At 65.1% G+C, this 23681-nt stretch carries 18 protein-coding genes and 1 other RNA gene; 6 read left to right on the top strand and 13 right to left on the bottom strand.

Going from position 1 to position 23681, the window contains the following annotated elements:
- Window positions 1–296 precede the first annotated feature (296 nt).
- From G5C50_RS29790 to rpoN, 6 genes are all read left to right on the top strand, one after another.
- A complete protein-coding gene (locus G5C50_RS29790) occupies window positions 297–1436 on the top strand; it encodes a prenyltransferase/squalene oxidase repeat-containing protein (protein WP_206107914.1) in 1140 nt (379 codons plus the stop codon).
- Between the two features lie 128 nt (window positions 1437–1564).
- Window positions 1565–1662, top strand: an RNA gene (gene ffs / locus G5C50_RS29785) — signal recognition particle sRNA small type.
- Between the two features lie 112 nt (window positions 1663–1774).
- The gene (gene dnaX, locus G5C50_RS29780) at window positions 1775–3607 is read left to right on the top strand and encodes a DNA polymerase III subunit gamma/tau (RefSeq protein WP_165075104.1); all 1833 of its coding nucleotides are present in this window, start codon (window positions 1775–1777) and stop codon (window positions 3605–3607) included.
- Window positions 3608–3718: 111 nt separating this feature from the next.
- A complete protein-coding gene (locus G5C50_RS29775) occupies window positions 3719–4060 on the top strand; it encodes a YbaB/EbfC family nucleoid-associated protein (protein ID WP_165075101.1) in 342 nt (113 codons plus the stop codon).
- A gap of 1 nt (window position 4061) precedes the next feature.
- On the top strand, window positions 4062–4667 hold the full coding sequence (recR, locus tag G5C50_RS29770; RefSeq protein WP_165075098.1) for a recombination mediator RecR: 606 nt from the start codon (window positions 4062–4064) through the stop codon (window positions 4665–4667).
- A 208-nt stretch (window positions 4668–4875) separates the two neighbouring features.
- Entirely contained in the window at window positions 4876–6330 is a 1455-nt protein-coding gene (gene rpoN / locus G5C50_RS29765; protein WP_165075095.1) for an RNA polymerase factor sigma-54, read from the top strand.
- Window positions 6331–6518: 188 nt separating this feature from the next.
- Here rpoN and G5C50_RS29760 read toward each other — a convergent pair whose 3' ends face one another.
- From G5C50_RS29760 to G5C50_RS29700, 13 genes are all read right to left on the bottom strand, one after another.
- Window positions 6519–6968: a helix-turn-helix domain-containing protein gene (locus G5C50_RS29760; protein ID WP_165075092.1), complete on the bottom strand. Its 450-nt coding sequence runs from the start codon at window positions 6966–6968 to the stop codon at window positions 6519–6521.
- A gap of 446 nt (window positions 6969–7414) precedes the next feature.
- On the bottom strand, window positions 7415–8422 hold the full coding sequence (locus G5C50_RS29755; protein ID WP_165075089.1) for a polyprenyl synthetase family protein: 1008 nt from the start codon (window positions 8420–8422) through the stop codon (window positions 7415–7417).
- A gap of 22 nt (window positions 8423–8444) precedes the next feature.
- Complete coding sequence (gene moaC, locus G5C50_RS29750; RefSeq protein WP_165075086.1) at window positions 8445–8927, bottom strand: cyclic pyranopterin monophosphate synthase MoaC; 483 nt, start codon at window positions 8925–8927, stop codon at window positions 8445–8447.
- A gap of 118 nt (window positions 8928–9045) precedes the next feature.
- Entirely contained in the window at window positions 9046–10644 is a 1599-nt protein-coding gene (locus G5C50_RS29745) for a glycosyltransferase family 39 protein (protein WP_165075083.1), read from the bottom strand.
- 237 nt (window positions 10645–10881) lie between these two features.
- A complete protein-coding gene (locus G5C50_RS29740) occupies window positions 10882–11457 on the bottom strand; it encodes a helix-turn-helix domain-containing protein (protein WP_165075080.1) in 576 nt (191 codons plus the stop codon).
- 595 nt (window positions 11458–12052) lie between these two features.
- A complete protein-coding gene (locus G5C50_RS29735) occupies window positions 12053–14080 on the bottom strand; it encodes a flagellar basal body P-ring protein FlgI (RefSeq protein WP_165075075.1) in 2028 nt (675 codons plus the stop codon).
- A gap of 1569 nt (window positions 14081–15649) precedes the next feature.
- Window positions 15650–17185, bottom strand: a complete 1536-nt coding sequence (locus tag G5C50_RS29730; protein ID WP_165075072.1) for a CoA-acylating methylmalonate-semialdehyde dehydrogenase — start codon at window positions 17183–17185, stop codon at window positions 15650–15652.
- Between the two features lie 45 nt (window positions 17186–17230).
- Complete coding sequence (locus G5C50_RS29725; protein WP_165075069.1) at window positions 17231–18211, bottom strand: aldo/keto reductase; 981 nt, start codon at window positions 18209–18211, stop codon at window positions 17231–17233.
- Window positions 18212–18389: 178 nt separating this feature from the next.
- Window positions 18390–19100 carry an HAD family hydrolase gene (locus G5C50_RS29720; protein ID WP_165075066.1) on the bottom strand — a complete coding sequence of 237 codons (711 nt, stop codon included), beginning with the start codon at window positions 19098–19100 and terminating at the stop codon, window positions 18390–18392.
- Window positions 19097–20470, bottom strand: a complete 1374-nt coding sequence (gene glmM / locus G5C50_RS29715; protein WP_165075063.1) for a phosphoglucosamine mutase — start codon at window positions 20468–20470, stop codon at window positions 19097–19099. The genes G5C50_RS29720 and glmM overlap by 4 nt, the downstream gene beginning before the upstream one ends.
- A gap of 54 nt (window positions 20471–20524) precedes the next feature.
- The gene (locus G5C50_RS29710) at window positions 20525–20728 is read right to left on the bottom strand and encodes a hypothetical protein (RefSeq protein ID WP_165075060.1); all 204 of its coding nucleotides are present in this window, start codon (window positions 20726–20728) and stop codon (window positions 20525–20527) included.
- A 289-nt stretch (window positions 20729–21017) separates the two neighbouring features.
- Window positions 21018–21707, bottom strand: a complete 690-nt coding sequence (locus G5C50_RS29705; protein WP_165075057.1) for an REP-associated tyrosine transposase — start codon at window positions 21705–21707, stop codon at window positions 21018–21020.
- Window positions 21708–22004: 297 nt separating this feature from the next.
- A complete protein-coding gene (locus tag G5C50_RS29700; protein ID WP_206107913.1) occupies window positions 22005–22580 on the bottom strand; it encodes a hypothetical protein in 576 nt (191 codons plus the stop codon).
- Between the last annotated feature and the right edge of the window lie 1101 nt (window positions 22581–23681).

Here is a 23681-nt window from a genome sequence, read left to right as displayed (position 1 = left end):
CTCCACGCGGGAGCGTGCAACTCCCGTTCCGGCGGGTCCCGGCGTTCCGACGGCCGAAGAATCGCCGCTCAGTGGCGGATTATCCGCCGATCGACCGCATCAGAGCAACCCCGAGGTTGGTGCAACCGTTTGCTGCCGAGTATCTTACGCAACCAGCCGCGGCGAGGCATCTGACTTGCAGTAAGGGCGGTCCCACCTCATTCAGGTTCAGCCGCTTGGCGCGAAGCCGCCGGCGCGATCGAATCGATGAGGACCCCGAACAATCGTAGCCGCCTCGGTCAAGCGAGATTCTTCCCATGAGAAAGCCTACCCGTCGTACCTTCCTTGAAAACTCGGCCGGCGCGTTGGCGTTGGGGGCCGTCTCCGGCGTCTTCACCGGTCGAGCGGCCGGACAAGAAGCGCCCAGGGCTTCGGCGGAGGCTCAAGTCGCCAAGGCCGTTCAGTTCCTGCGATCGCGTCAGGACACGGGCGGCGTTTGGTCGGCCGACCGCAAGGAGCCCGGCATCACGGCTCTGGCGGTGACGGCTCTCCTGCGGTCGGGAATGGCCGGACCGACCGATCCGACGGTCGCCAAGGGGCTGGCCTACCTGGAGACGTTCGTGAAGCCCGAGGGCGGCCTCCCCGACGCCGCGCACGCCGTTTACTCCACGGCCGTTTCGCTCATGGCCTTCCATCAGGCCAACACCGACGGCCGTTACAACGCCCTCATCAAGGGCTCGCAGGAGTTCCTCAAGGACAAGCAGTGGGACGAGAAGGAGGGGAAGACCCCGGCCGACCCGTTCTACGGCGGCTCAGGCTACGGCGGCCGCAGCAACCGACCCGACCTCTCGAACACCACGTTCGCACTCGAGGCCCTCCACGACACCGGCGTCCCTTCGAGCGACCCAGCATTCCAGAAGGCCCTGGTCTTTCTGTCGCGATGTCAGAACCTGAACTCCGAATTCAACGACCAGCCCTGGGCCAAGAAGATCAACGACGGCGGCTTCATCTACACGCCGGCCAACGGCGGCACGAGCGTCGCCGGCCCGGATGAGAGCAACGGCGGCCTCCGTTCCTACGCCTCGATGACCTACGCCGGCCTTAAGAGTCTGATCTACGCCGGCCTCACTCTCGAAGACCCCCGCGCCAAGGCGGCTTTGGCCTACCTCAAGAAGAACTACTCGGTCGAGGAGAATCCGGGCCTCGGCCAGCGCGGGCTCTACTACTACTACCAGGCGTTCGCCAAGACCCTCTCTCTGCTGGGCGCCGACCAGTTCGAGGACTCCGCCGGCGTGAAGCACGACTGGCGGGCCGACCTGACCACCGCGCTGGCCAAGCGTCAGGGCCCCAACGGCGAGTGGGTCAACCCGACTGACGGCTTCATGGAAGGCGACGCCAACCTCGTCACCGCTTACGGGATTCTCGCCCTGGCGGCGACGCGTAAGAAGACCGCCTGAGACCGCAAAATCCGCCTGGTCCCGCTGTTCGTCGCTGATCGGCCGGGTGTTGGCCTTGCACCCGGCGATCGGATCCTCGACAATGCGTGTTCACCTGACACCGTCCGCGGCGGGGGTCCGGGTGAGCCGGGGGGGACCCGGGCAATGGGGGCTTGTGAACCTGGTCAGGGCGGGAACGCAGCAGCCATAAGCATCACCCTCATGTGCGCGGGAGAACCTCCCCGGCTCTCCCAGGCCCCCGCAAGTCGGGCGCGACGATCGGAAGGAACCGAACCGAGGCCGCCACGACCGAGGCAGGACGCCCGGCCGGCGCCTCGACCACGAGGGAGCGCCGGCTCGTGTCGCAAGGTCCTGCGTCGAAACAGCGAGCCGAGCTCGACGGAACAGCGGCGCGATCGGGTTCCAGCTCCGACGCCTACACAGTCGTCGCCCGTCGCTACCGTCCCCAACGGTTCGAGGACGTCGTCGGCCAGGACCATGTCGTCCAGGCCCTTCGCAACGCCATCCGGCTGAACCGCCTGGCGCAGGCGTATCTCTTCTGCGGAACCCGGGGCGTCGGCAAGACGTCGATGGCCCGGATCTTCGCCAAGTGCCTGAACTGCGTCAACGGCCCAACTGAGGAGCCCTGCCAGGTTTGCGACATCTGCCAGGCGATCTCGATCGGCCAGGACGTTGACGTGATCGAGATCGACGGTGCCAGCAACAACGGCGTGGAGCAGGTCCGCGAGTTGCGTCAGAACGTCTCGCTCCGTCCCAGCCGATCGCGGTTCAAGATCTACTACATCGACGAGGTCCACATGCTCTCGACCGGGGCGTTCAACGCCCTGTTGAAGACGCTGGAGGAACCTCCACCGCACGTCAAATTCTTCTTCGCCACCACCGAGGCGAACAAGATCCCGATCACCGTCCTCTCGAGGTGCCAGCGATACGACTTCGCGGGCATCTCGCCGGAGGCGATCGTCGAAACACTCAAGGCGATCTGTGACCGCGAGCACGTCGAGGCCGACGCGGAGGCTCTCCAGATCGTCGGCCGACGCGCTGGGGGATCGATGCGCGACGCCCAGTCGCTGCTGGAGCGGATGCTCTCGTCGGGAAGCCCCAAACTCACTCCCGACGTCGTCCACGGCCTCCTCGGCACGGCCAGCGACGAGCGCCTGATCGGCATGATCGAGGCCCTCGCAAGCCACGACTCAGCCGCCGCCCTGACGCTGCTCGACCAGGCCGCCTCCGAAGGGGTCCAACCGACGGAACTTCTCGCCGGCACGATCGACTTTCTCCGCGACGCCATGGTCCTCACGATCGGCGCCGACGCATTGACCCTTACCGTCGCCCCGCGCCAGAAGCCTCGACTCAACGCGGCCGTCGAGGGCTGGTCGACCGATGCGGTTCTGGCTGCTCTTCAGATCCTCGCCGAGGCGCGAGCCCGAATGAGAGGCGTCGCCCACGGTAGACTGCTCGCCGAACTGGCACTCGTCCGAGTCGCACGGCTCGAAAACCTGGATGAAATCGGAGAGGTCGTCCAGCGTCTCCGCGCCCTGGAGACTGGCGCGACACCACCGCCCAGGACTTCAGCAACCAGCGTCAAGAAGAAGCTCTCGCAGGCGGATTCGATCGCGAGCCTCGAAACGGGCATCGGCAAACCCGCGAATTTCGTAGCACCCGTCGAACCCGTCCGAACGGCACCCCCACTGCCCGAGCCACCCCAACGGCCGCAAGCGGCCGTAGAACAGCGACTTGCGCCAGAGCAGACGCGCCGAAACGAGGGGCTTCCGCCGCTCGAGGTGGAGATCGTCCAGCAGGTCTGGCCGGACCTCCTCAAGAAGGTCGGGGGCAGTCTCTCCTGGCGCCTGAGCCAGGCCCAGATTCTCGGCGTCGACGAACCCGACATTCTGATCATCGCGCCGACGCCGGGGCAGAACAAGGTCGTCGACCCCTGTGGGACCGACGAGGCTCGTCGTCGCATCGCCGAATGTCTCCAGTGGCTTCTCCAACGGCCGGTGACCGTTCGCTACGACGCGTCGCAATCCGTTTCGCCGCAGCCGGAAACAGCCGATTCCGGACCTGCCCGCGTCGATCAACTCGCCGGCGACCCCCTCGTTCAAAAGGTCGTCGAACTCTTCGAAGCCCGCGTCACGCACTTCGAACCGGAAGCCCGGCCCGACGGCGAGTAAAAACTCGACATTAGTCCACTGACCTGCGATAATAGTCTTTATCATGGGGAGTCGCGGAAAAGCGGTTCCAGATGGGGACTTTCAGGGTTTCGAGCAGGGGGACGCGCCAAGATGTTCGGCAAAATCGGTGATCTCGCCGACCTGATGAAGAACGCGGGGAAGATCCGCGAATCCATGGCCAAGGCCGCTGAAGCCCTGGGAAAGATCGAGGCGCAGGGCGAGGCCGGCGGCGGTGCCGTAACGGCCAAGGTCAACGGCCGAATGGAGATCACGTCGATTCGGATCGACCCCAAGCTGGTCGCCGACGGCGACGTGGAACTGCTGGAAGACCTGACGGCGGCGGCGGTGAACGCCGCGATGGTGAAGATCCGCGAAAACGCCGCTCAGTCGTTCTCTTCACTCGCGGGGGGCATCCCTCCCGGCTTCTTCCCGCCCGACGGCGGAGGCTCCTGACATGGCAGGCTACGGTGCGGCGTTGGAGCGTCTGACCACCACCCTGGGGCGCTTGCCGGGCATCGGAGCGAAGTCGGCCGAACGGCTGGCTCACCACATCCTGAAATGCCCCGCGGAAGAGGCCCTTGAACTGGCCGAGGCGATCCGAACAGCCAAGGAACAGGTCCGACACTGCGAACGCTGCTTCCACCTCACGGAGGTCGATCAGCCGCTCTGCACCATCTGCCGCGACGAACGACGAGACCATTCACTGGTCTGCGTCGTCGAGCAATCGCGCGACCTGCTGGCGATCGAGAAATCGTCCTCGTTTCCGGGCGTGTATCACGTCCTGCTCGGCCGGCTCGCGCCGCTGCAGGGAATGGGTCCTGACCAGTTGACCGTCACCGCCCTGGAGGCTCGCGTTCGCGAGGAGGGCGTCCGCGAGTTGATCATGGCGACGAACCCGAATCTGGAAGGGGACGGCACCGCGCTGTACATCGCGCAGCGATTGCAAGACGAACCGGTCCGCATTACGCGACTCGCTCGCGGTCTGGCGTCTGGAAGCACCCTGGAGTTCGCCAGCCGCGACATGTTGGCGGACGCCATCGCTGGTCGATCTCCGTTCTGACCGATCCCAAACCCCTTGGCACCAACATCTTACAAGTCTCTTGTCGCGATCGGCGGCGGCATTCCGTCGGTTCCTACGAGGTGAGGGCTTGAACGGCGGAAACCCATGGCATAATACTTGCTAGAGTACTCGTCGACTTCGAGGGCGGCTGGTATGAAAGCTCGCCGTCCCAGCCCTCGCGGCATCCGTCGGCACTGGGGAATGGATCATGCGTCTTGATACGTCTCAGCAGATGCGAACCGAGATGCGCCTCCGCATGGCACCTCGAATGATCCAGTCGATGGAAATCCTCCAGTTGCCGATCATGGCGTTGCAGGAGCGGATCGAGCAGGAGCTGAGTGAGAACCCGGTCCTGGTCGACCTCCGCGAGTCCGCCACGCCGGGCGAGGACGGTGAGGAAACGGCCGGCCCGGCCGCCGCCGAGCCCACTGAGCCCGAACCGAACGAGTTCGACAGCCTCATCAACCTCGATGAGAACTGGAGTGAGCTTTACGACGAAGGCCCCCGTCGCAGCCGCGCCGCGCTCAGCGAAGAAGGGGACCGCAAGCTTGACGCGATGCAGAACATGGCGTCGCGGCCCCGCTCGTTTCACGACAGCCTCACCGAGCAGCTCGGCTTCTTCGACTCGGATCCCCTGGTCCGCGAGTTGGCCGAGTACATCATCTACAACCTCGACGACAACGGGTATCTCCCGAAAAACGTCACTCTGCACGACATCGCCCGCGATTTCGGCCACGACGTCACCATCGAGCAGGCTGAAGAAGCTCTGCGGATGGTTCAGCGTCTGGATCCACCTGGGGTCGGCGCCCGCGACCTGAGGGAATGCCTGCTGCTGCAACTGACGCCGGAGATCCCGTTCTACGACGTCCTGCGAACTTTGATCGCCCACCATATCGACGACCTTCAGCACAACCGGCTCCCCGCCATCGAGAAGAAGACGGGGCTGTCGATGGAGACGATCAAGGAAGCGATCGAGCACCTCCGCCGGCTTAACCCCCGGCCCGGGTCGTCGTTCAACCTGAGCGAAAACACGCAGTACGTCGTCCCCGACCTGATCGTCGAGCCCAGCGAGAACGGCGGTTACGACGTCCGCCTCGTCGACGAGCATACTCCCAACCTGTCGATCTCGCGGTACTACCAGAAGCAGCTTCGAAACAAGGGGACCGATCCGGCCGCCAAGGAGTTCATCCAGAAGCGAATCCAGTCGGCCCGCTGGTTGATCGAGTCGATCGAGCAGCGCCGAAACACGCTCCTGAAGGTCGCCCGCGCGATCATCGAGCACCAGAAGCCGTTCCTGGACAAGGGGCCGGAATTCATCGAGCCCCTCAAGATGCAGCAGATCGCCGACCGCGTGGGCGTCCACGTCACGACGGTCAGCCGGGCGGTCGACGACAAGTGGGTTCAGACCCCGCGAGGCATCTTCCCCCTGAAGCGATTCTTCGGCGGCGGCACAGTCACCGCCGACGGCGAGGAAATCGCCTGGGACACCATCAAGCAGAAGCTGCTTGAGGTCGTCGCCAAGGAGGACAAGTCGAGCCCGCTCTCCGACGAGGACATCGTCGATGAGATGGGTCGCCACGGCGTGAAGGTCGCCCGTCGAACGGTCACCAAGTACCGCCAGGCGCTGATGATCCCCTCGAGCCGCCAACGCAAGCAGTTCTAACGGCTATCCAACGGGGGCCGACTCGCTCTGCGACGGCCTCCGTGACCTTTCCCCGTAGTCGGCCGTGCTGCAGATTGCCCCATGGGCTGGGTTGTACTCAGCCCATGAGAATTCGCCACGAGATCAGCGAGCTCCAGCCTGGTTCGGCTCATCGACTTACGAATCGAACGAGAACGCGACGGAAAGCGTCAGGCGCTTGCGGTTGGGCGAGGAGCGTTCGAGGAGAGCGCTGTGGGGCGGGGCTCACCAATCTGGTCGTCGCGTTCGATCACGGGTCGTCCGGCGATTCCGAGGAGCCGCGCCATGGCGACTTCGTAGCCCATCCTCTGAACGGCCTTCATGATGTCCAGAGCTTCCTCATGGCCGATCTTCTTGCAGAGACCCAGGATCTTCTGATCCTCGGCCGTCAGCGCGTCTTCAGCCTGCGAGGGCTCCACATCGATCCGGTCGTCGGCGAGGTAGTCGAGGGAGACTCCCACGGCCTGCGCCAGTCGAAGGGCGTTGTCGAGCCCCGGTCGCGACTTCCCTTGAAGGATCCGCGAGATCTCCGAGTCGCTCACCTTGGAGAGCCTCGCCAGCCGCTGACCGTTGAGGTTGCGACTCTTCATCAGCATCTGGAGCTTCTGCTTGAGTTCCATGACGCGGTGATCGACTTCTCCCCGATAGGGGGGATTATGGATCCTAAACTTAAAAGAAATCCGACAAATACGCAGACGCCAGATTGAGAATCGGACGACGTTTGTACCAGACGGAGGGCGATTCGAAGGCCTAAAACATGCAACCTCGGCCAAGGGTGCCGCGGTCTCCTGAGGATGGGACAACAAGTTCCCGCATCCCCAAACATAGAGCCTTCAGCCTCATCATAGCTCTCGAAAGCCGCCTTGCAATCGAAAAAGCCCCAAATAATTCACAGACAGGGCGGGGACTGAAGGAACGGCTCTCCAATATCCGCCAACGGCATGAAAAAGGAGCCTCGAACGAGCCTGAGACAGGCCGTCGAGGCACTCGGACAAGATTCCGACCTTGCAAGGATCGACGCGAGCGTGGGCCGATCAATCGCGTAAACGGGAAGGTTTGGGGTGGGTCAGGCGGAGCGGCGGACGACGTAACCGGCCATTTCGGCGAGGACGTCCTTGAACTCGGAAGGACCAACGACGTCCAGCGTCGCGATGGCCTGGTCGACGTGCCAGCGGGCCCTGGACCAGGCGTAGTCCAGCGCGCCCGACTCCTCCAGCAGCGGTTGGAGACGGCGGCGCGACTCGGCGCGAGCTTCCGTGAGAAGCCGGCGAGTCAACTCGACGACGGACGGCTCGCCGATTTCCAGAAGGCGGATCAGAGGCAGGGTGAGCTTCTGCTTCTCGAGATCAGTTCCCAGGCTCTTGCCTGTCGCGCGTTCGTCGCCCCAGATGTCCAGAACGTCGTCGGCGATCTGAAAGGCCATCCCGACGTGGTAGCCGTAGGCCTCCATCGCGTCGACGACGGCGGCGTCGGCCCCGGCGTAGTGAGCTCCAAGCCGGCTGGAGACCGCCGTCAGGGCGGCTGTCTTGCCGGCGATGATCTGAAAGTAAGAGACCTCGTCGAGGTCGAGATTGCCGCGATGGTGGATCTGCTGCATCTCGCCTTCGCAGACCTCATGGGTCGCCTTGCCGATCCAGCGGCAGGCGAGGGTCGATTCCAGCGAGGCAGCCAGGTGATAGGCGTGCGAGAAGAGGTAGTCGCCCAGCATAACGGCCGACTCGTTCCCCCACTCGGCGTTCACGGTGGCCGCGTGGCGGCGAACCATGGACTCGTCGAGGACGTCGTCGTGAACGAGGGTCGCGGTGTGGATCATCTCAACCACCGCGGCCAGCACGGGGTGCGCGTGGACGATCCCCCCGCTGGCGCCGCCGGCCAGCAGGACCAGAGCGGGGCGCAGCCGCTTCCCCTGGTAGTCGCCGCAGTGCTCCACGAGGGCTTGCACGAACGGGAACCGGCTTTGCAGCTCCTCCTGGAAGATCCGGTCGGCGTCCGCCAGCCCGGCCTGGATCGGCGCGAACAGGCGCGTCAGCGTCTTCCGGCTCTCTTCCGCCTTCAGCCCCGTAGGTATGCTCATGCCCGTCTCCGCTCCGCTGCTCTCAATCCGATCCGTCTCGCCTGAACTCGCCCCGAACGCCGCCGGCCTTCTCCTCCAGCCGGATCCGCTCGATCGTCATGCCGCGGTCTACCGCCTTGCACATATCGTAGATCGTCAAAGCGGCGACGCTGACCGCAGTCATCGCCTCCATCTCGACCCCCGTCCGGCCATGGACCTTGGCCGTCGCCGAAATCTCGACGACGTCCGGCGGCCGTGGCGTCAGGTCGACCTGGACCGAGTCCAGACCGATCGGGTGGCAAAGCGGAATCAAATCGCCGGTGCGCTTCGCCCCCATGATGCCAGCCAGCCGGGCCGTCTCCAAGACGTCCCCTTTCGACGCGCCACGATCAAGGATCAAGCGCAACGTCGACTCAGCCATCCGAACCAGACCGCTCGCCCTAGCAACGCGCAGGGAAGGAGCCTTGGCCGATACATCGACCATCCGGCTGGCCCCCTGGTCGTCGTAATGGCTCAAGTCTCCCATTCAGCCCTCGAGATTTCGTTCAATTCGTTCTAAACGTATTTTACGAATCAGCCCGTCGCGGGCTAGATCTCCCCTTCGCGAATCTTTCACGGCGACGACCGACGTGCTCGACATCGTTTCAGGGAGAGGAGTTGGGTCGTTTGGGGAAGTGCCAGAGCGCCCCCAGCCAGACGCCCTGGCGGGAGCGAGAGGCCACCATCCGGCCCGAGCCGTCCTCCAGTCGTTGCACCAGAGCAGCCGGCCAGTACGCCCGACGGCGGGAGATTAGCACCCAGTCGGCTCGCGAGACTTCCGACTCATCCTGGATCACGACGTCCTTGCGCACCAGGCGGTTCGTCGTGGTGACGACCCCCTGGCCGGGGAAGAGCGTCGGGACCAGGGCGACGACCTCCCCCGGCTGGATCCGTTTTGCGAGATCGTCGAGCAGGACCCGGTCGACGGCGTCCCCCCAGTAGGTCGGTTCCAGTCCCAGTCGCTCCGCTCCAGCCAGCCCGCCGACGAGCAGGTTGTAATAGCTGAGGCCGAACGGGTGCATGGAAATCGTCCCGAAAGCCTGGCAGATCATCAGTAGGGTGAGCAGGCGACGGGCCATGGTCGAGGCCCCCCATCGCTCCCACACCTGCTGGAAACCGAGGCCGGCGAGCATCGCCCAGGCTGGGAACGCCAGCAGGAACAACCGCTCGCCGTCGTACACGGGCGCTCGGGTGGAGAAGAGGACGAGAAACAGCAGGATCGAGGCGGCCAGCAAGAGCGGGAACGGCTCCTCGCGACGATTTCGCCAGGCTCGAATCAGCCCCCCGATTCCTAGAACCTGGAACAACACCGGGACCGTCACGGCGAAGTAGAACCACGGGTAATGCCAGGGGAGTTCGCGGTCGGTCCAGATCCGGCCGAAATACTCGACCCGGATCGAGGTCCGTTGAACTCCCGTTCCCCAGAACGCGGCCCAGCGCGACGCCGTGTCGTACCAGAGCCAGGGCCATCCCGCCACGAACGTCACGATTCCAACCACAAGCCAGCCGGCGACCGCGACGACCGCCCGAGTTGGACGCAGTCGGACGAGAGCCCAGGCCAAGACAAGGGGCGGCAGGAACCAGGCGTGGATCTTCGTCAGGAGAGCCAGCCCCCAGGTGAGGCCCGCAACGAGCATCAGGAGAATGGGCCGCCGCGAGTCGACGGCTCGCGCCGCGGTCAACAGCGCAAGGGTCCAGAAGAGGCTCATGAACGTGTCGAGCGCTGCCAGATGGGCGTGGGCGAAGACGCGAGGCATCGTCAGGAGCGCCCACGCCGAGGCAACCCCGGCGACAGTCCCCCAGCGGCGGGCGGCCTCGGCGGCGATCAGTCCAACGAGCAGAGCGAAGCAAAGGGCCGGCGCGACGCGGCCCGCGACCACGTAGAGCCCCGTCGGGTCAGGCCCCAACAGCCAGGCCTGAAACGGCCCAAACGTGTGCGAAGCGATCCCCAGCAGCCAGCGGCCGAGGGGGGGATGCTCGGCGTTGTCGCGAAAGAGGCCGTCGACGTTCGACCGCTCGAAGAACCGCAGACCCGTGCGAAAGAGCAGGGTGACGTAGTCGCGTCCCGGTCGGACGTCGAGCGGTTCGTCGATGGTGAGCCCCGGCCCTTGCAGCGTGGCGATCGTGACCGTCGCGGCGACGAGGCCCGCGACGAGGCCGAGGCGGCGGTGGCGGGAAAGGCCCCGTGCCGGTGGATCGGGCATGTGGGAACGGCCTCGGGGAATCGGATCGAACGAGCGGGCCCCATGGTACGGCGGGCCGTTGGTTTGATTCCAGGGGGAAAGCCGACGAGCCCGGGCCGCCCGCTGCTTCGACCCTTGGGGAAAGGTCGAAGCAGCGGGCAGCCGGGCTCGATCGGCCGGAGGACCGGCGTCTCGCTTAAGGGTCGGGGCGGATCGGCGGCGGGTCCTCGAGACGACGCGCGACGGCCCGCGACCGGATCAAGGCTCTTCCGACTTCTTCTGCGAGATAAGCCGACGGATCCGCTCGGCGAGGAGGGCCCCGTCGAACGGCTTCTTGAAGCCGTCGTTGAAGCCGAGCGAGAAGGTCTCCTCGCCGGGTTCGTCGCTGGTCAGCGCCAGGAGGATCGTCGATTGATGGTCGGGGCTCTTGCGCAGGTTCTGCGCGATCTGCCCGGCCTCGATACGACCCAGGGCCATGTCAATAATGATGCAATCGGGGTGGAAGCTTTCGGCGCGGATGCCGGCTTCAAATCCCGACGCGGCGGTTTCGATCCGGAAGTCGTCCCCCTCGCGGAGGTGATCCCGGAGAACGGCCTGGAGCGGAGCGTCGGCCCCGACGACCAGGATCTTATTGTAGACCTCGGCCTCGAGATCGCCCAAGGGCATTCCATGCTCCTTGAGGAACCGCAGGAGGTGTTCCCGCGGAATCCGGCGATCCTGAGAGCCGGGAATTCTATATCCACGCAGGCGGCCCGAATCGAACCACTTGCTTACGGTCCGAGGCGCGACCTTGCAAATCTTCGCGACCTGGCCGGTTGTAAACACCTTCTTCATCTCGAGGACTCCACTCGCCCTGTTGGGTGCGAGGCCACGGAGGCTTCCTCCTCCCTCCGGATGGGAACCACGTCGGCTCGCGGCGGGGGGCTCGTCGTCGTCGCGCCGGCCTCCCGTCGTGGGGCGGCCGCCGGACGCTTCAGAACCCATCCAATCGCTCCGACCCTTCCCCCGTTCTTTATCGCCCCGGGAAGCGGCGTTCCTACAACCCGTTTCCAGACTCAAGTTTCCGAGAGTCTGTCTCCGAGTTGTGAGCCGCCCTTCCCATCGTGGGCGAAGGCTTCGGCGGCCCGATTCCCCGTCATCGATAAAGACCGAGAGCCCTTGCGATCCTTCCAGATCGTAGGTCGGCTCCAGCCCGCGTCCTTCAAGGGCGTCTCGCTCGCTTCCTTGCCGTAGCGGACCTGACCGTCACGACTAATATTCGAACCGCGCGGCCTGCGACTTTAGATGGGGCGGAGAGCAGTTGCCCCGAATGGAGGAATCGCAACGGCGGTTAGGGATGAAAGGGCTGGCGGGGGATGTTCACTGCGGGGGGAGCCTACGTCGAGGCGACGGCGACCGTCGCCTCGACGTAAAGCCTTATGGCGTCATGTCAATCGTTGCGGCGACGAAAGACGTCGAGCAGCCGGGGACGTCGGTCGCCCTCGCTCTCGGAAGCCTCTGCCGACTCACCGGAAGTCCGCTTCAAGGCGTCGTCTTTTTTAGCGGAAATTTTGTCGCCGTCGGCATCAGAAGCGACGTCGTCGTCCTTTGAACTGCTTTTTTGGGCCGACTTATCGGCCGTCTTGGTCGGCTCGGAATCCCCACGGCCCCGGGTGAACATCCGGCGAATGAACGAGCCGGAGGCTGGTTTGACCTCCGAGTCGGCCTTGGGCATCTCATCCTTGCCCATCAGCGCCTTGGACAAATATTGCATGTTGGCCTTCGGCACCGAGTCGACGAAGAGGGCTCCGGGGAGATTTTTCTGCCGTTCGGCGGCTTCGAGGATCGCCACGACCTCCGGGTAGGTGGCGCCCAGTCGGGCGACCTGGCGGATGACGTCGCCCAGATCCAGCGAGCTGCGGACCTTCATTTCCGAGCCGAACCGGCTGGGGACGATCTTGGAGATGTCCACGCCGTCGTCGTGGTCGGCTGCGTTCAGGAGGATGTCCCCCTCTCCCAGCACCAGCGGCGGGAGAATGTTCTGGGCTCGCCCGAAGAGGACGATCTCCGACCGACGGCTCCTCGACACGTGGATCACGGGCGCTCCGTCGGATTCAACCATGTAGAGCGAGAAGGGATCGTCGGGTCGAGCGCGTCGGCTCTGGATCAGCGCGGTCATCCCGTCGCCCCCGTTGTCCTCCTCCATCTCATCGCGGGGAGGCTCGTCGAGGATCCGGACTTGCCCCAGCATGGCGTCGGTCGGGTCGAGGGTCCGCAGGGCGTTGAAGGCCCCGTAGCGGACTTCGATGTCCGGCTCGTCCATCAGATGACGGAGCTTCGCCCGCGCCGCGGGGTCCTCCATCGCTGCCAACGCGGCCAGGGCGTAGGCCCGGTACTGCTTCAGCTCGATGGCTGTCTTGCCCAGGGTCTCGACCCCGCTGGACTGATCCAGGTAGGCCAGGGCCTCGGCCGAGAAGAACCGGACGTGGGCGTCCTCGCTCTTCAATCCCGCCTCCAGCGCGGGGGCGGCGCTGGGACCGAAGCACTCCAGCTTGAGCGCGGCCATACCGGACGTCTTGGGATCGAGGAGCTCGGCGGCCGTCGCCTTGAGCCGTTGCTCGCGTAGTTGGGGGGTGTCCACCATCGGCAGAAGCTGCACGACGCGGAAGTATCGCTGCTGGTTCTGGTGGTAGACCGCCGGCACACGCAGCTCAAGGAAGGTGTCGGTCTTGGCCGTGCTCGCGCCTTTTTGTTGCCCGTGCTCGTTCTGGTGGAACCGCTCGTTGACGACGGACTCAACCATCTTGGCGTTGCGGATGAAGCGGCGGTCGTCCTTCAGGATCAGCTTGAAGGGGTGTTCCTTCTTGACCCGGCCCCCGCCCAGCACCCGGCCCGCCTTGGGGTTGTTCGGGTCCTTGGCGTCGCCGATCATCACCGGGCCGATGGCGGTCGCCAGGTCCGTGCCCTGCTTGGGGCCGCCGCCGGTGTGCAGGACTTCGCGAAGACGGGTGAACATCAGGTAGCCGCCGGCCAGGCTCTTGACCGAGCTTGCCGGAGGCAGTTCCAGATCCACGTCGAACCGGTCGCGCGGGGAGCCACCGGTCGGGATCTTCATGCGGACGATCACCATTGCGTACTGCTTGCTTTCGAGCAGCTTGCTCGGGTGATCGATGCCCGCCTTGTTCATGTCGTCGACGAGCTGCTCGCGTTGCCACGAGGGCGGCGCGTCGCCGCCGGTGCCGTCGAGGTTCGAGACGAGCCCGACCCCCTCGACGGTCGTCTCGCCGTTCTCGAAGACGTAGGCCAGGTCGCCGACCGCCTCCTCGATCTTGGGTGCGGCCTTGTCCTGAGCCTTGGCCTTCTTCGACGCGGCCGTGGGCAACGGGCCGGCGCCGATGACGGCTCGGCCCAACCCCAGCGCCGTGACCGCGACCAATGCTCCCACCGCCCAGGACCGCCTGGGGACTGTCCGACGCATGGACCTGCCTCCTTGCTCTTCCGCAACGGGGAGAACCCCCGGGGCGCTCTCGAAGAGATGAACGAGAGCGCGAGGACCGCGAACGATGGGACCGTCGACCCACATCCCTGTGACGCCGACGTCTCGGGTCCAGTCTGGACCCACGATCGGCGGGACTGTAGCCCCCCCATCCAGCTCGGTCAAGCCGAAGTCAGGGCATTCCCAGGCCATTACTCCCCGGGCTGCTAACATCTTCCCATCCACGCCTACCCATCCCGCGCCTGCCCCTCCCGGCGGCTTTGCTTGGCTTCGATCGTCGGCCTCGCAAACGCCGACCACAGCCCGCAACCTATTTACAGATAGATCCTTACGCGTCCACGACCGCCCCTGAAATTGGCTTCGATCGCCCATTTTCTCGGACGCTCCTCGCTCAATACCACTGCCATCCGCCGAAAACCATTTCTGGATTGAGGGTTGGAATCGGGTGCCATGGCCACGCTTGCGTGGCCATGAACCGCCGCCGGCGAGTGCGTGACCTTCGCCCTTGGCATCACCACGCAAGCGTGGCCCTGGCACCCCGATCCGTCCTTCTTCGGTGGAGTTAAGCGAGGAGTGTCTTTGGTCGTCCGCAGCGCCCACCGGAAGCCTGCACGACTCGGTCCTCTCTGCATTACGAAAGTAGCCAGCCCGCCGACCAACGGAACAACCCCCCTCTCCCAAGCAGCCGACTCGACGGCGACGGTCTGCCCTCAACTCACCGTCGATCCTCGCTTCTCCCCCACCCCGCGCCGACCGAATCGCTGGCTCTGATTGGCTTTGATCGCTCCCGCCGCCGACACCGCCACAACTTCGCAAACATCGAATCTGTCGCAGGTTGCGATCAAGCAGAGGTTCTCGACGTTTGGCTTCGATTGACCAATTTTGAAGACACTCCGCGCTCAACATCACGAGCATCCGCCGGAAGCCATTTCTGGATTGAGGATTCTGGCGGCGTTGATCGAGGAGCGTCCAAGTCCACGAGACACCTCGATGGTCAGCATGGCAGAAAGAGACGCCCGTCGGCGTGATGGCTACGCCCGCGTAGCGCTGCGATCGGCGAAGGTTGTGCAGAGCTCCCATACCGCCCCCGAACTCGTAGCGCATCCCGGAAACGGAGTCGGTCGGATCCCGGCCGCGTCAATCGAGGAGTGCGTCTACCCACAGTCCCCCCGACCCGCCTCCCACCCAATTCATCCGCGTCTTGGCCATTCGCCGCGCGCGGATGAATTAGGCCGCTCCAAGTAATAGAGTGGTCCCCACTCACCGAGTGGATCCGAGGAAAAGCCGCCCCACCGGGGCCTCGCCCCATCCGACCAGCGCAACACGACCGACCGGAACTCGCTCTTTCAACGAGATCGCCGCACGCCGAGATGCGAATTCCAGGCGAGTTCGACGAGACGGCTCCCCCCGCTCAGAACTCACGGCTGAGAACTCGGAACTCTTGATCGCTCGTCGCCGCAGCCGTCCGCGAGGCATCGGGAGATCTGTTGCGCATGTCGGCGAGGGGAGGGGAGTCCTGTTGGCGGGCGCCAGGCCTGCGGATGAGGGCGGTCAGACCCACCCCTCCTTCGGCCCCTCGGCGCCCAACCAGCGTTCGGTGACGACTTTCTTGCGTGTGTAGAAGGCGACGGCGTCGGCGCCCTGCGTGTTGTGATAGCCGTAGATCGAGTCTTTCCAGCCGCCGAACGGGAAGAACCCCATCGGCGCAGGCACGCCGACGTTGAGGCCGAGCATCCCGGCCTGGATTCGTTCGCGAAAGGTGCGGGCCGCCGCGCCCGATTGCGTGAAGAGGCAGGCCGTGTTGCCGTATCGGCTGCGGTTCGCCAAGGTGATCGCCGCGTCCAGGTCGGGGGCGCGCATCAGGCTCACCACCGGGCCGAAGATCTCCTCTCGGCCGATGAACATCTCCGGCGTCACATCGTCGAAGACCGTCGGCCCGATGAAGCAGCCGCGCGGCCGGTCGGGCGCGGTCTGGGAACGGCCGTCGAGGCGTAGCGGGACTCCTTCCACCACGCCGCGGTCGATCGCGGCCCGGATCCGCTTTTCCTCTCGCGCGTTCACCACGGGGCAGAGAGTCGCGGCATCGTCCAGGCCGTCCCCCAGCCTGAGTTGGCTCGCCGCGCGGATGAAGGCGTCGGCGACGGCGTCCTGCCGCGCCCGGTCGCCGACCAACACCAGCACGCTCCCGGCCAGGCAGCGCTGGCCCGCGGAGCCGAAGCACGATCCGATCAGTTCGTGCAGGATCCGCTCCGTGTCGACGTCCGGCAGGACGATCAGATGATTCTTCGCCCCGCCGTGCGCCTGAACCCGCTTGCCGTGGGCCCCTGCGATGCGATAGACCGACTCCGCCACGGCCGACGTGCCGACGAAGGAGACCGCCTGGACGTGCGGGTCGGCGATGAGACGCTCGCTGACGCCCTTGCTCCCCTGGACCACGCCGACGACGCCCGGCGGCAGTCCGGCGTCAGTGAACATTTCTACAAGTTTTGTGCCGGTGAGCGGCGCCTTCTCGGCGGGCTTGAGGATGAACGTGTTTCCGCAGGCGACGGCGACCGACATCATCCACAGTGGAATCAGGGCCGGAAAATTGAAGGGAGGAATGCCCACCACCACGCCCATGGGCTCGCGGAAGGTCAGGCAATCAACGTCCCGCGAGACGTCGGACAGGGTCTGCCCCATCATCTGCGAGGGAATGCCGCAGGCGAAGTCGACGACGTCGAGCCCGCGACGAAGCGAACCGCGCGCCTCGCCCAGCAGCTTGCCGTTCTCGCGGACGATGCTGTGCGCCAGGTCCGCGAAGTTCTTCTCCAGCAGATCCCGGAACTTGAACAGGACGTGCGCCCGATCCGGCGCCGGCGTGGCTCGCCAGCCGGGGAATGCTCGAGCAGCGGCAGCGCACGCCTCGTCCACCTGATCAGGCGAGGCCTCGCGCACGGGGGCCAACATCTCGGCTGTATCTGCAGGGTTGTAGATATCGCGACTCACGTCCCCGCGACCTTCGACCCAGGTCCCACCGATCAGGTTCAGCGCGGAGGCCGAGCGCGAGGACGGCTCAGGCAGCCGATCAGGGGAAGCCGTGCGGCTCATGAGATCCTCCGGGAGGCTGGGCGTCGGCCGGAAGGAAATGGTCGGTCAGAGGTTCACTCCGGACATGTCCTGGTAACGCTCCCCGCTGGCGGCGCCTTTGGGCGCAGCCTCGTCGATCCGCTTCAGGTCCTCGCTCGTCAGTGTGATCTCGGTCGCGGCGACGTTCTCTTCCAGGTTCTTCCGCCGCTTCGTGCCGGGGATCGGGACGACGCCTTCCTGGTACAGGAGCCAGGCCAGGGCCAGTTGCGCCGGCGTCACGCCTTTCGTCGCGGCGATCTCCTTCACGCGGTCCACGAGTTGAAGGTTCTTGTTGAAGTTCTCGCCCTGGAACCTCGGCCGATGGCGACGCCAATCGTCTGGCGGGAGGTCCTCGAAGCGTCGTAACTGGCCGGTGAGGAAGCCGCGCCCGAGAGGGCTGTAGGCGACGTAGCCGATCCCCAGTTCCCGGACGGTGGGGAGCAGTTCGTCCTCGGGGTCGCGACTCCACAGCGAGTACTCGGTCTGCAGGGCCGTGATCGGATGGACCGCGTGGGCCCGGCGGATCGTCGCGGGCGAGGCCTCGCACAGGCCCAGGTAGAGGACCTTCCCCTGCTGTACGAGTTCCGCCATCGCGCCGACGGTCTCCTCGATGGCGACGTTCGGGTCGACGCGGTGCTGGTAGAGGAGGTCGATGTGGTCGACGCCGAGCCGCCGGAGCGAGCCCTCGCAGGCCTCGCGCACGTGCTTCGGGGTGCCGTCGATGCTCCCTCCTCCCTTGCCGTCCGTACCGCCCACGAAGCCGAACTTCGTGGCCACCTTCACCTCGTCGCGTCGATCGCGGATCGCCTTGCCGATGAGTTCCTCATTGATGAACGGGCCGTAGGCGTCCGAAGTGTCGAGGAGATTGACCCCCAGATCCAGGGCCCGGTGGATGGTCGCGACGGACTCCCCGTCGTCGGCGGGCCCGTAGGCGTCGCTCATCCCCATGCAGCCGAGACCGATCCGGGAGACGATCAGGCCCTGACTGCCGAGTCGGTGCCGTTCCATGTGATGCCTCCAGAAGGAGGGCGGCCGTAATCCTCCGGACGATTCCGGACGTCAGGCGCTCACCTTACCGGAGACTTCGCCAGAATTCATTAATGAAAATTACCTCTCCCCCGAGTCGCCATTGCCCCCTGGGGAGGACCTGGCCTCGTCGGAATCCAGCGAGGCGTGCCAGATCCCCCTACGATCCCCGAGCCGGCCGCGAAGGGCGGACGACGTCCCAGCCGAGTTCGCGGGCCATCTTGGACAGCCGCTTTCCCGGGTGGACGACGACCGCTCGGCCGACGTGTTGCAGGAGCGAGCGGTCGCTCCAGTTGTCGGCGTAGGCCGCAGCGCGTTCCATGGGGAGGCCGTTGCGAGCGGCCCATTCTTCCGCCCAGAAGAGTTTGCCCTCGCCGTAGCAGGGGGGGCCGCTGCCGACGCCGACCAACCTTCCGCGACTGACGACGACCTTTGTCGTCAGGGCATCGACGCATCCCAGGAAGATCCGCAGAGGTTCCAGGACGAACCCCGGCGACGACGAGACCAGCACCAGGGGCGTCCCTCGTTTGCGAAGGGCGTTGAAGTGGTCGACCACCCCGGGATAGAGCCTCGGCTTAACGTGCTCGGCGAAGTTCTCGTAGGCGATCCGCTCCAGGTCGACCATTGGGATCGACGTGATGTGCTTCAAGCCGACGTTGATCAACGACCCATAGTCGAGCCGGCCGAAGCGGTGCTGGAGTCCGTGGTAGAGGGCGCGGAGCAGGGTGGAGCGGCGCAGCAGACCCCGGCGCATCAGGATCCGGGCGAAGAGGTACGTCGTCGTCTCCGCGAGCAGAGTGCCGTCGACGTCGATGAACGCCGCGGACGGAGGTTCGTTGAAGATCGGCCAGACGTCGCCCTCGACGCTCATGAGCGGCCTTCCCCGCTGACTTGACGCCCCACGCCCTCGGCCATCGCGTGGGCGTCGGGGGCCTGCGGGGCCTCGGCGATCACGCGGACGATCGGCTCCGTGTTGCTGGCTCGGACGTGGACCCAGCGATCGCCCCACGACAGCCGAAGGCCGTCGCGACGGTCGGCCTGGGCCGTTGAGTGTTGCGCGGCGATCTGGTCCCAGAGGCCCGCGACGTCCGCCGGGCCCATCCCGGAGGGCAGGGGGTATTGATCCTTGACCATCGCGAACCGGGGAAGCTCGTCGACCCAGTCCGAAAGCGGCTTCGAAGCCGGCCCGGAGGCCAGCAGGTCGAGCGTCACAGCCATGCCGACGAAACTGTCGCGAACCAGACCGACGCGAGGGTCGATCACGCCGCCGTTCCCCTCGCCGCCGAGCACCGCGCCATGCTCCAGCATGCCGCCGACGACGTGGATCTCGCCGACGGGCGTTCGGTGCACGGGGCAGCCGCGATCGCGGGCCAGCGCCTCGGTCGTCATCGAGGTCGAGAGGTTGAGGACGACGGGTCCCGGCTGCTGCTCCAGCCGCCGGAGCGCCGCCAGGGCCAGAGTCAACTCCTCGCCGATGTAACGCCCCTTCTCGTCGATCAGGGCGAGACGGTCGGCGTCGGGATCCTGAGCGAAGCCGACGACTGCGCCGATCGCCGGCACGACGCGGGCGAACTCCGACAGGTTCTTCTCGGTCGGCTCGGGCGTGTGGTCGTAGCGGCCGTCGGGCTCGCCTCCCAGGACGATCGCGCGGCAGCCCAGGCGGCGGAGAAGTTCGCGACCCATCCGCCCCCCCGCGCCATGGCAGGCGTCGAGGGCCACGGTGAATCCTCGGGCGCGGATGGCCTCGACGTCGACGATTTGCAGCACCTTTTGCAGGTGCGATTCGTCGGGGTCGTCGAGGGAACGAATGCGTCCCAGGCCGTCGAACGGGGCCCAGGCGAAGTCCTTGCGGGTCCAGCGGTCGAGCATGGCGCGGCCTTCGGCGGGGCCAAGGACCATGCCGGCGGGCTGGAAGAATTTCAGGCCGTTGTACTCGGGCGGGTTGTGCGAGGCCGAGATCTGCACGCCCCCGGCCGCGCCAAGTTCGCGGACGAGGAAGCCCACGGTCGGCGTGGCGGTCGGCCCGACCTTCAGGACTTCACGCCCGGAGCCGGCCAACCCGGAAGCGACGGCCGACTCGAAGACCGGCGCGCTGATGCGGCCGTCGTGGCTGAGGATGATTGGACCGGGGCCGCAGCAGGCGGCGTAGGCCGCCGCGAACTCCAACGCCGAGGCCGGGTCGAGCCCGTCTCCCACCCATCCCCGGATCCCGGAGACGCTCGCGATCCGCGTTCCCTTCACGACCTCGCCGTCCTTCCCGCGTGCTCGTCTTCGTCGATGGCGCCGGCTTCTCGATCAGGCCGAGTGCAGGCCGATCCCCAGCAGGATCAGCCGCAGAGCTTCCCGTTGCGCGTCCGTGATGCGCTCCTCGCGGCGGAGGAGGTCGACGTCCTCCAGACAGCGGTCCAGCGCCTGGTCTGAATCAGGCCGAAGGGCGTCTCGGGCCATCATCCCGACGCAGGCGACCACTCGGTCGGGGCTTTCCATGAGGCTCGTCATCGGCGTTCTCCTCCATGAGGGCCGGCGATGGGGTCGTATGCGACCTGGACGAGGCGAGGAAATCGGTTTCAGGCTCGTCCGTGGTGCCACTCGGCAAGATGCCCCGACTCGCCCCGGATGTCAAGAGGAAGCGAGATCGCCGCGATTGAGAACCTCGACCCGGGGAACCTGGATGGCGGCACGCTCATGAGTCGAGCGGGAGCGACGGCCGGGGGCTACTCTGGGTTCCAATGGAAGGCGACGCGGGGGTCCAGTACAAGTCTCGGTATCCACAAAACTCGGCGTCGATTCATTCCTCCGCCTTCCTCGGCCGACCCCGAGGGCGGGGAGGCGTTCGGCCGAGAGCGGCGGCGAGGCTGTCGGCCCATTCCGGTTCGCCGAAGGGGAGGCCGGTACGGAGCGAGGTGCGGATCGCCAGGATCTCGGCCTCGGGCTGAGATCCGCGCAGCTTGCGACGCCAGGCCGATTGTCGCGAGCGTTCGTCGCGTCCGAGGGCGTCCCACTCGGGGAACGGCGCGAGCAGCGGGTTGGCGAGGCCCGTCGCGTGGGCCGGGGCGCTCGACCAGCGGTAGGTCGTTGGATCCTCAACCATCCCGGCACGCAGCGGATTAGCCTCGATGTAGCGGAGGACGGTCAGTAGATGGCCCTCGTCCTGCACGACGGGGCTCTTGAATCGACCTTGCCAGACATGCCCTGACGTCCGCCGTCGTCGGTGATATCGCCAGGTATGCGTCACGGTCAGCGACTGGAGCACTCGACTGATCGAGACGCCCTCCTCCGGCCTCAGGAGGAGGTGAAAGTGGTTCGACATCAGGCAGTAGCCGAACAACCGAAACGGATACTTCGCCTGCGTCCGCCCCAGGGCGTCGAGGAACGCCGCATGATCGTCGTCGTCCAGGAAGACGACGTCGCGGTTGTTGCCGCGATTGATCGCGTGATAGACCAGGCCGTCCTCCACCAGTCGGAGCGATCGTCCCATGCCTTCAACGTCTCACCAACTCGGTCACGACGCAAGGAAATAGAACTGACACCGAATTTCGTCCACACCAACTCGGTCACGACGCAAGGAAATAGAACTGACACCGAATTTCCACGACGCAAGGAAATAGAACTGACACCGAATTTCCAACTCGGTCACGACGCAAGGAAATAGAACTGACACCGAATTTCGTCCAAGGAAATAGAACTGACACCGAATTTCGTCAGATAGAGCAAGCTGAGACCGCGCCGGGTTCCACAAACTCGACCGGAACGTCAGCCTCCTTCTCGGCCGCGCTCAGACCTTACGGATGCTGAACGCCGTGAAGACGAACTCCCGGTGACCGCCGCCGCCGAACTGGAACTGCAGCGACGCATCCGGGACCGTGTACGGAATCGTGACCTTCTGCGTATAAACCCGGCCGTCTCCCACCGCATCGTCCATGAAGAACGACTTGAACGGCGCGTCCGCCTCCTGGAGATTGATCCGGAAGGTCCGATTCTTGTTGTCCGTGAGGATCTGCGACGCGCCGTATTGGATCTCGTATGTCGCCCCCGCCTGCAGCGAGAACCCGCTGTACCCATAAATCGCGTCCCAGGGATTCCTCCCGGAACTCCAATACGAGACCTCCACCGCGGCCGCGCCCGAGGGATGCCTGAGTATCGAGACGTTCCTGGTCGACCAGTAGAACGGCTCCTTCACCGTATCCCTGCCGAGGAGCGCCTTGAGCGCTGCCCTCTTGGCCGGCCCGGCGGCCAGGCTCCGGATCTCGCTGATCTGATCCGCCACGTCCATGCGATGCGCGATCATGCCCGACCGCTGCAAACCGGCCATGTCGACCGACAGCAGGCAGCGGGATTCGAGCGGCGCCACCTCAAGCGGGATGCTGTTTCGCTGTCGTCGCGAGTCCCGAGACGCAGAACTCGGCCACCGCGATCCGAGACCAAACAGGCGCCCGGGACGTTGCGTCGGATGAGACATGGTGACGCTCTCCTGTTGTGCGATACAAGGTTCCGACCGGAGCCGTGGGGGGTAAAGGCTCGATGCGGCATGGGCCAAAGCGCCGATCGACCGATTCATTCGCGCGGAGCGGACGCCAACAATGACCCGCGACGCGTCCTCCAACCCACCCCGGGCCTCGTCGCCCCACTCCCGATCGTACCGCTCCTTCTCCGCGTCATCGCGACACGCGCAGAACGTCCGCTCTACCGGCGTCCGAACTCGTGAATTCAGTGAACATAATATCCCAGAAACACTCCACAGTAAGGGAAAATTTCGGAAAGATACTGCTTTTCCACCGAAGTATCGGTTGCACAGATGACCGTGCCATGGAAGCTCAGAGGCCGTCTAGAAATCATGTTTTCAGGCGTTTTGGAGGTCGCCTGAGCAGGTCCTCGTCTCGATTGCGCTCCGGCATGCAGTAGCGGGACATACGGTGGATCATGGCGATGTAGATCCAAGCCTCACTACTCTCGGGATTGTGCTCGAGGAAAACCGGTGTCAGGAAAACCGGTGTCAGTTCTTTTTTCCGTCTTCCTCGCCCGTCGGTCCGAAGGAAAACCGGTGTCAGTTCTTTTTTCCGTCCACCGATTTTCGACAGAGAAAACCGGTGTCAGTTCATTTTTCCGTCCACCGATTTTCCACATTTTTCCGTCCACCGATTTTCGACAGAAAATAGAACTGACACCGATTTTCGACACCGATTTTCGTCCTCGAATCGCATCGCGAGTGCCCTTATAGAACGCGGACGGCTCGTTATTCACGAAGATGAAGACGTAAGTATGTCTTTCATCGTAGATTAGATTTTATCACACACGGCTCACAAACGCCCACTGTCTTCGCTGGACAGCCGAATCTGCGCCGACGCGGGATCGGCAAAAACTCGAAATCTGAACTCCGGTTTTCCACGGTACTGCCAGGTGTGGTGGTCAGAGTGCGGCCGGCACCAACATATTTGGACCGCATACATGCACT

It is taken from the genome of Paludisphaera rhizosphaerae, assembly GCF_011065895.1.
Taxonomy (GTDB): domain Bacteria; phylum Planctomycetota; class Planctomycetia; order Isosphaerales; family Isosphaeraceae; genus Paludisphaera; species Paludisphaera rhizosphaerae.
This window is presented reverse-complemented; position numbering and strand designations above follow the sequence as displayed.